At 57.4% G+C, this 6,170-nt stretch carries 6 protein-coding genes, 1 tRNA gene and 1 pseudogene; all 8 read left to right on the top strand.

Features of this window, described 5'->3' with window-relative positions:
• Positions 1 to 284 precede the first annotated feature (284 nt).
• Complete coding sequence (locus tag KBX17_RS11295; protein WP_070478526.1) at positions 285 to 803, top strand: carboxymuconolactone decarboxylase family protein; 519 nt, start codon at positions 285 to 287, stop codon at positions 801 to 803.
• Positions 804 to 818: 15 nt separating this feature from the next.
• Positions 819 to 892: transfer RNA gene (locus KBX17_RS11290), tRNA-Cys, on the top strand.
• Positions 893 to 1,032: 140 nt separating this feature from the next.
• A complete protein-coding gene (locus KBX17_RS11285; RefSeq protein WP_070478528.1) occupies positions 1,033 to 1,422 on the top strand; it encodes a helix-turn-helix transcriptional regulator in 390 nt (129 codons plus the stop codon).
• Positions 1,423 to 1,424: 2 nt separating this feature from the next.
• On the top strand, positions 1,425 to 2,366 hold the full coding sequence (locus tag KBX17_RS11280; RefSeq protein ID WP_070478530.1) for a cation diffusion facilitator family transporter: 942 nt from the start codon (positions 1,425 to 1,427) through the stop codon (positions 2,364 to 2,366).
• A gap of 120 nt (positions 2,367 to 2,486) precedes the next feature.
• Complete coding sequence (locus KBX17_RS11275) at positions 2,487 to 3,101, top strand: CueP family metal-binding protein (RefSeq protein ID WP_180965366.1); 615 nt, start codon at positions 2,487 to 2,489, stop codon at positions 3,099 to 3,101.
• A 94-nt stretch (positions 3,102 to 3,195) separates the two neighbouring features.
• Positions 3,196 to 3,519 carry a thioredoxin gene (gene trxA, locus KBX17_RS11270; RefSeq protein ID WP_099299417.1) on the top strand — a complete coding sequence of 108 codons (324 nt, stop codon included), beginning with the start codon at positions 3,196 to 3,198 and terminating at the stop codon, positions 3,517 to 3,519.
• Between the two features lie 320 nt (positions 3,520 to 3,839).
• Entirely contained in the window at positions 3,840 to 4,790 is a 951-nt protein-coding gene (locus KBX17_RS11265; RefSeq protein ID WP_099299418.1) for a replication protein RepA, read from the top strand.
• An 816-nt stretch (positions 4,791 to 5,606) separates the two neighbouring features.
• Positions 5,607 to 6,095 (top strand): annotated as a pseudogene (locus KBX17_RS11260) (IS110 family transposase); the annotation flags it as partial.
• Positions 6,096 to 6,170 lie beyond the last annotated feature (75 nt).

Raw genomic sequence — 6,170 nt, 5'->3', positions numbered from 1 at the left:
AGCTCTGCGTCGCTGCTCCTTGGTGTATGAGCGGTTCATGATGGAATCCTCCAAGATTCCGTCCGCATCCCCTTTTGCTACTTAACCCACTATGAGAGAGGCTGAACACGCGCACGCCACGTATGACACACCGCACCTGGATGCGGCCGGGATCGTGAGTCGGCAGCAACGCGAGTCCGGCGACTTCTACCTATTGACCGGTGTACATGCCGGGCATCAGCAGCAGGAACGCATCCCTGCGGGTTCAACCTCGAACTCGCGACCAAACTGACTAAGGAGGCATTATGCCCCGTTTTTCCCGATTGACCCCTGAGACCGCAGTGGGGAGCTCACGAGACTTGCTCGGCGATCTCGTCGAGCGGCACGGCGAGGTCGGAGACATGGTCTCGACGATGGCGCATTCCCCGGCGGTGCTCGGCGGTTATCTCCAGCTGAGCAAAGCCATGCGTCGCGCCAAGCTCGACCGCAAGGTCAGCGAGCTCGTTTCGATCGCCGTGCAGTCGCAGCAAGGATGCGGAATGTGCCTGGCCTCGCACATCAGCGCGGCACGATCACTCGGGGTCAGCGATAACGAGATCGCACTCGCCCAGCAGGGTACGGCGATGACCGGCCCGGTCGCGGCGATGATCGCGCTCGGCCTCCAGGTCTACCGTGAGCCTGCGTCGATCACCGACGAGCAGATCGACGAGCTTCGGGGGTTCGGGTACAGCGACCGTGAGATCTCTGATGTCGTCGGGGTCGTGTCGCTGAACATTCTCACCGGCGCCTTCAACCTGGTTGCCGGCCTCACGCCGGGCGACTGATCTTGCCGGCGACTTGGCGCCTTGGCCGAGAGGATAGGCAGCGGTCTGCAAAACCTTGTACACGGGTTCGAGTCCCGTAGGCACCTCCACTTTCCGCCGAATCCAATAAGGCACGCGTCGCAGGAAGCGGGCAGTCCACCCTCGGGCGCGCCGGAACCTCTGAGCTTCATTTCGCATCGAGCGACAGATCACACTCGACAATATCGTCATAGAGCGATATAATCGCTATATGACTATGAATCAACAAGAGGGGGCAACCCTCGACGAGGTGGCGACAGCAGCGTACGCCCACCTGTTCCAGGCATTTGCAGAACCGACGAGGTTGGCGATCGTGCAGCACCTCGCCTCGGGCGAGCACCGGGTCCGCGATCTGGTCGAGCACATGGGCCTGGCCCAGTCCACGGTAAGCAAACATGTCGGCTTTCTCGTTGAGTGCGGCCTGGCGACGATGCGCCCGGAAGGGCGCTCCACCTGGTACTCGCTGACACAGCCCGAACTCCTGCGTACCCTCGTCGCCGCTGCCGAATGCCTCCTCGATGCCACCGGCACGCAGGCCCTGCTCTGCACGCACCTGCGACTCCCACATACCCACCACGCGACAGATACGGAGAAGAAGTAGACATGGGCGCAGGACACAATCACGGCCCCGCAGCCAGCGAGACCGGGCACCCTGGAGATTTCCGCAAGAAACTCTGGATCGCATTCTCGATCACCGCGACGATCGTCGTCGCCCAGGCCATCGGCTCGGTCATCACCGGCAGCCTCGCACTGCTAACCGACACCGCCCATGCCATCACCGATGCCGTCGGCCTACTGGTCGCACTGATCGCCGGGACGCTGATGCTCAAGCCCGCCAACTCCAAGCGCACCTGGGGGTTCCGACGTATCGAGGTGATCGCAGCCCTCGGACAGTCGGCACTGCTGCTGGTGGTGGGCACGTACGCCGCCATCGAAGGAATCCGGCGACTGTTCGAGCCGCCGGAGGTGCCCGCAAGCGAACTGCTGATCTTCGGCATCATCGGCCTGGTCGCGAACATCATCGCCATCACCATCCTCGCCTCCAGCCGCGGTTCGAACTTCAACATGCGTGCCGCGTTCCTCGAAGTCCTCAACGACGCCCTCGGCTCACTCGGAGTGATCATCGCGGCGATCGTGATCTCCACGACCGGGTTCATGCAGGCCGACGCCATCGCCGGACTGTTCATCGCCACCCTGATCGTGCCTCGCGCGTTCAAGCTGATGCGCGAGACCACCGGCGTCCTCATGGAGTTCACTCCTAAGGGCCTCGACCTCGACAAAGTCCGCTCACACATCCTCGAACTCGACCACGTCCAGGATGTTCATGATCTGCACGCCTCCACTGTGGCGACCGGCCTACCGACCCTGACCGCCCACGTCGTCGTCGACGACGAATGCTTCACCGACGGTCATGCCGCCCAGATGCTCCAAGAGATCAAAGACTGCGTCGCAGGACACTTCGAGGTCTCCGTCCATCACGCAACCTTCCAGATCGAGACCGAGCACATTGCCGAACATGAACCGGAAGTCAGCAAGCACGACTGAACGCAGCGCCCCCTCCCGGGCTCGTACCGGGCGGGGCGCTTCCGCATCACACAGGTAGGCACTACCCCTATGGGGTACTATGGCCAATTGGCACCACGGGCAGGCACGAGAAGGAATCCCATGAAAAACCTCAGGTCATTGCCGAAGTACGGCGGGAAGAAAACCGCTGCAACCACCGTCGTGATCGGCGCTTTCCTGCTCACCGGATGCGCGGCCGCCAACGACTCACCCTCAGCCACCTCGGCCAGCGGAGCCGAGATTCTTGTCGAGAATGGTCTCGAAGGCCTCGACGTGCGGGAGCTGGTCGAAACGCTCGATGCGATCCCGCTGGACGATCGCACGGAGACCTTGACCACGTCGATCACTGCGGAGATGGTCACGCTCACTGATCAGCACGAGCACGCGACAGAGGTGCGGTTGCCCAGTGACGAGATCTACGTATCCGTTGCCCCGTATCGGTCGCAGACCCATGATTGCTACTACCACAGCCCGACCGGATGCCTGGGCGAGCTGCGCAACGCAGACGTGGCCGTAACGGTGACGGATGCGACGACCGGCGAGACGATCGTCGACGAGGAGTTGAGAACCCTCGACAACGGCTTCGTCGGGATCTGGCTGCCCCGAGGCATCGAGACATCGATCTCGATCACCCACGACGGCCAGACCGTCACCTCCGAACTTTCGACCGTCGGCGACGATGCGCAAACCTGCCTGACCACGATGCGACTGGTCTAAAACTAGCACCACGGGAATACCCCCACCGGGTAGGGTGTTGTGATGTGCGCGCGGTCTATCGCACGCGACGTGTAATAGGAAGGAAAGCAGTCCCATGAGCGAAGTCACCACCGTCGACACCCAGGCCTTCGAAGAGGTTGTGCTCCAGAGCGAGGTCCCCGTTCTCGTGGACTTCTGGGCAGCCTGGTGCGGCCCGTGCCGTGCGATCGCGCCGGTCCTGGACCAGATTGCAGCTGAGCAGGATGGAAAGCTCCTCATCGCCAAGCTCAATGTCGACGAGAACCCCGACATCGCCTCACGCTACAACATCAGTTCGATCCCTGTGATGAAGGTCTTCGACAAGGGTGAAATCGTGCGCGAGATCATTGGGGCGATGCCGAAGCCGCAGATCGAGCAACGCCTCGAAGGCATTATCTGAGGCTCGGCCGTCGAACCGTTCCCGAACTCCGCCGACCGTTGCGCGGCAGTTGATGGTCGCCCGACTCAGCGTGATTGCATACGTAATGCAAGACTGCGCAGTGCAACGAGCGCTTGAAGTGGCAGGACCCCGTTACCGAAGGCGGTCTTCTGCTGATTTGCAGTCAGTCCGCCCATCGTGTCGGTAATCCATCTGACTGGCAGATCCATAAGCCATTCCACGAACTCCGGCGACGGGCGTGGCCCTCTGTCCTCGTTCATATACACCAAATACACGGTTTGCAAGAAGTTAAGCAGTGTCACCAGAAAAGGGATTCTTCCATGGCACTGCCACCAGAAAAAATTGCTCAGCTTCAAGCAGCCCAAAAGACTGCCCAAGACCGAGAAGTTAATCAAGCAAAAGAACTTATAAACGCCCAAGACATTGGCTACACATCCAAACTCTTCGTCCAAGCATTATTTCCATACCGCAAGACCGACGAAGAAAAACGAGTCATAGAGACAGCACAAGGCCGAATCGTTGTCTACGCCGATGGAGGATTGCCCTACGGCAAATATCCCCGACTAATCATGGCCTACATCGTCACCCGTGCCGTGGAAAACGCAGGAAAGCTCAAAGCAGGCAAAATAGACCTTGAGCAAGCAGTCCGCATCCCTCTCGGACACTCCATGAACCACTTCCTCCAAGCCATCGGAGTAACTGGACGCGGCACAGGTGGCGCAACAGGGAACTTGGCCAATATCCGCGAGCAATTATTGCGCCTGGCTGATGCTCGCGTGACCGTCAAAGAGGACGATGGCGTACGCGCACGTGGTAAACACACTCAAATTATGGATGAATGGGACTTATGGTTTGATGCACGCGACCCTAATCAGGGAAGCTTCATCGAGTCCTACATCAAACTCACGCCACAATTTTTCCAGCACATTGTCGAAGCCCCCATCCCTATCGACCTTGCTGTACTACGCCAGCTCACCAAGCCACGGTCAATGGACATTTATATCTGGCTAACGGTCAAGCAGTTTTGGCTTAGCAAAAACAACCGAGACTCCTACCTTTTTACCTGGGACATGATGGCACAAAGCTTCGCCACCAAAGAGCTAGTATCAGGGCAAGACTGGGTGAACTTCCGCAACGAAATCAAGAAAGCCATCCACGATGTTCAGGCGATATGGCGTAATTGTGGAATAAAAGCCGACCTCGATGGAGTCACCGTCACTAAGACATCTCCCTCAGTTGAGAAAAAACCGCCACGTCCGCAGCTGGATTAATACTCATCAACGAGTGAGCGCCCCCTTGTGGGCGCTTTCTTTATGCCCTGGTCAGGCTGCGCATATTTACCAATACGGCTGCGCATATTTACCAATATCCAAGCAGTTATCCACAGGGCTTGAACTGGGATTTTATCTATTTCCCCTGGTCGCTTATAACTATAAACTGTAGAACTATATCCAGCAGGGGTAAACCAACCAGTCAACGCTAACGCTAACTAGTAAATAAGATTCCATCGTGGCTCACGCCCTCACTAACGTTCGGTTGTGCTGCCGCCCAAATCAAAGATTTGGTTGCCACCGAGACAACCTGGACTACTCACTGACCACAGCCTCCAGGACTACAGATAACCAAAGAATCTTTAAAGAGAACTCTCACAAAGGAACCCCAATAATTTCATCCTTACTGTCAATGCTCACTGGAGTGGGCACGCCCTTGTTACTTTTGTCGAAGCTCCGCAGAATAGTTTGTAGACCGCTCCCTCCCCATTACGTTGTTGGCAGTTCCGCTTGAAGGGGCCCAGGATTCGTACTCCTAGCCCCATGCTGGGGCAGGTTATGTTTATCTGCGTTCCTTCTGCCTTGTGGCAGTGGAACTAGTCGCTGGCTTCGGTATGGCTTGTTTTCGTCCCTGTCTGAAAATGATCCGGGGGGTGATGCCACCGAAGGCAGTGACATACTCCAGACTGCTAATAGGAACCTGACCCGCACAGAATGTGCGAAGTCTCAAAGTAATGTGGATGCCAGCGTGAAGTATGTCCGACCACCAGCGATGAAATAAGTCCCATACTCATTCAATTCGCTAGGAGGTCTAGCATGACCTACGACTATGTCATCGGCATGGACGTCGGTAAATATTTTCACCACGCTTGCGTCTTAGATATCGACGGCACCCAGGTGCTATCTAAGCGCATCAACCAAAACGAAAAATCCCTGCGCACACTGTTTTCAACGTTCAGCGCACACGACCACAAAGTCCTTGTCGTCGTGGACCAGCCAAATAACATTGGTCGACTAACTGTCGCAGTTGCTCAAGATATCGGAATCGACGTGCGCTACCTTCCCGGTTTGGCTATGCGTCAACTCTCACGCATCCACGCTGGCAATGCCAAAACTGATATCCGGGACGCCTATATCATTGCCCACGCTGCAAAGAACCTTCCGGAGTCCCTCCGCAGCGTCGACCGTGTCGAAGAAGCCTTCCTCCAATTGAAAGTCCTCAACGGCATCGACGAAGACTTAGCGCGGTCCTACACCAGGCTCATCAATCAGATTCGAAGTGCACTAGTAGGCTGCTACCCGCAAGGACCTGACCCCTTTTTGGTGGACACCTGATATCCAGCCCGGTTGGGCTGGGAAGAAAGGTAATCTACCACCATG

Source organism: Corynebacterium sp. CCUG 65737, from assembly GCF_024454115.1.
GTDB lineage: Bacteria > Actinomycetota > Actinomycetes > Mycobacteriales > Mycobacteriaceae > Corynebacterium > Corynebacterium genitalium.
Note: the sequence above shows the minus strand (reverse complement) of the source record. Positions and strands in the feature narration are given on the sequence as shown.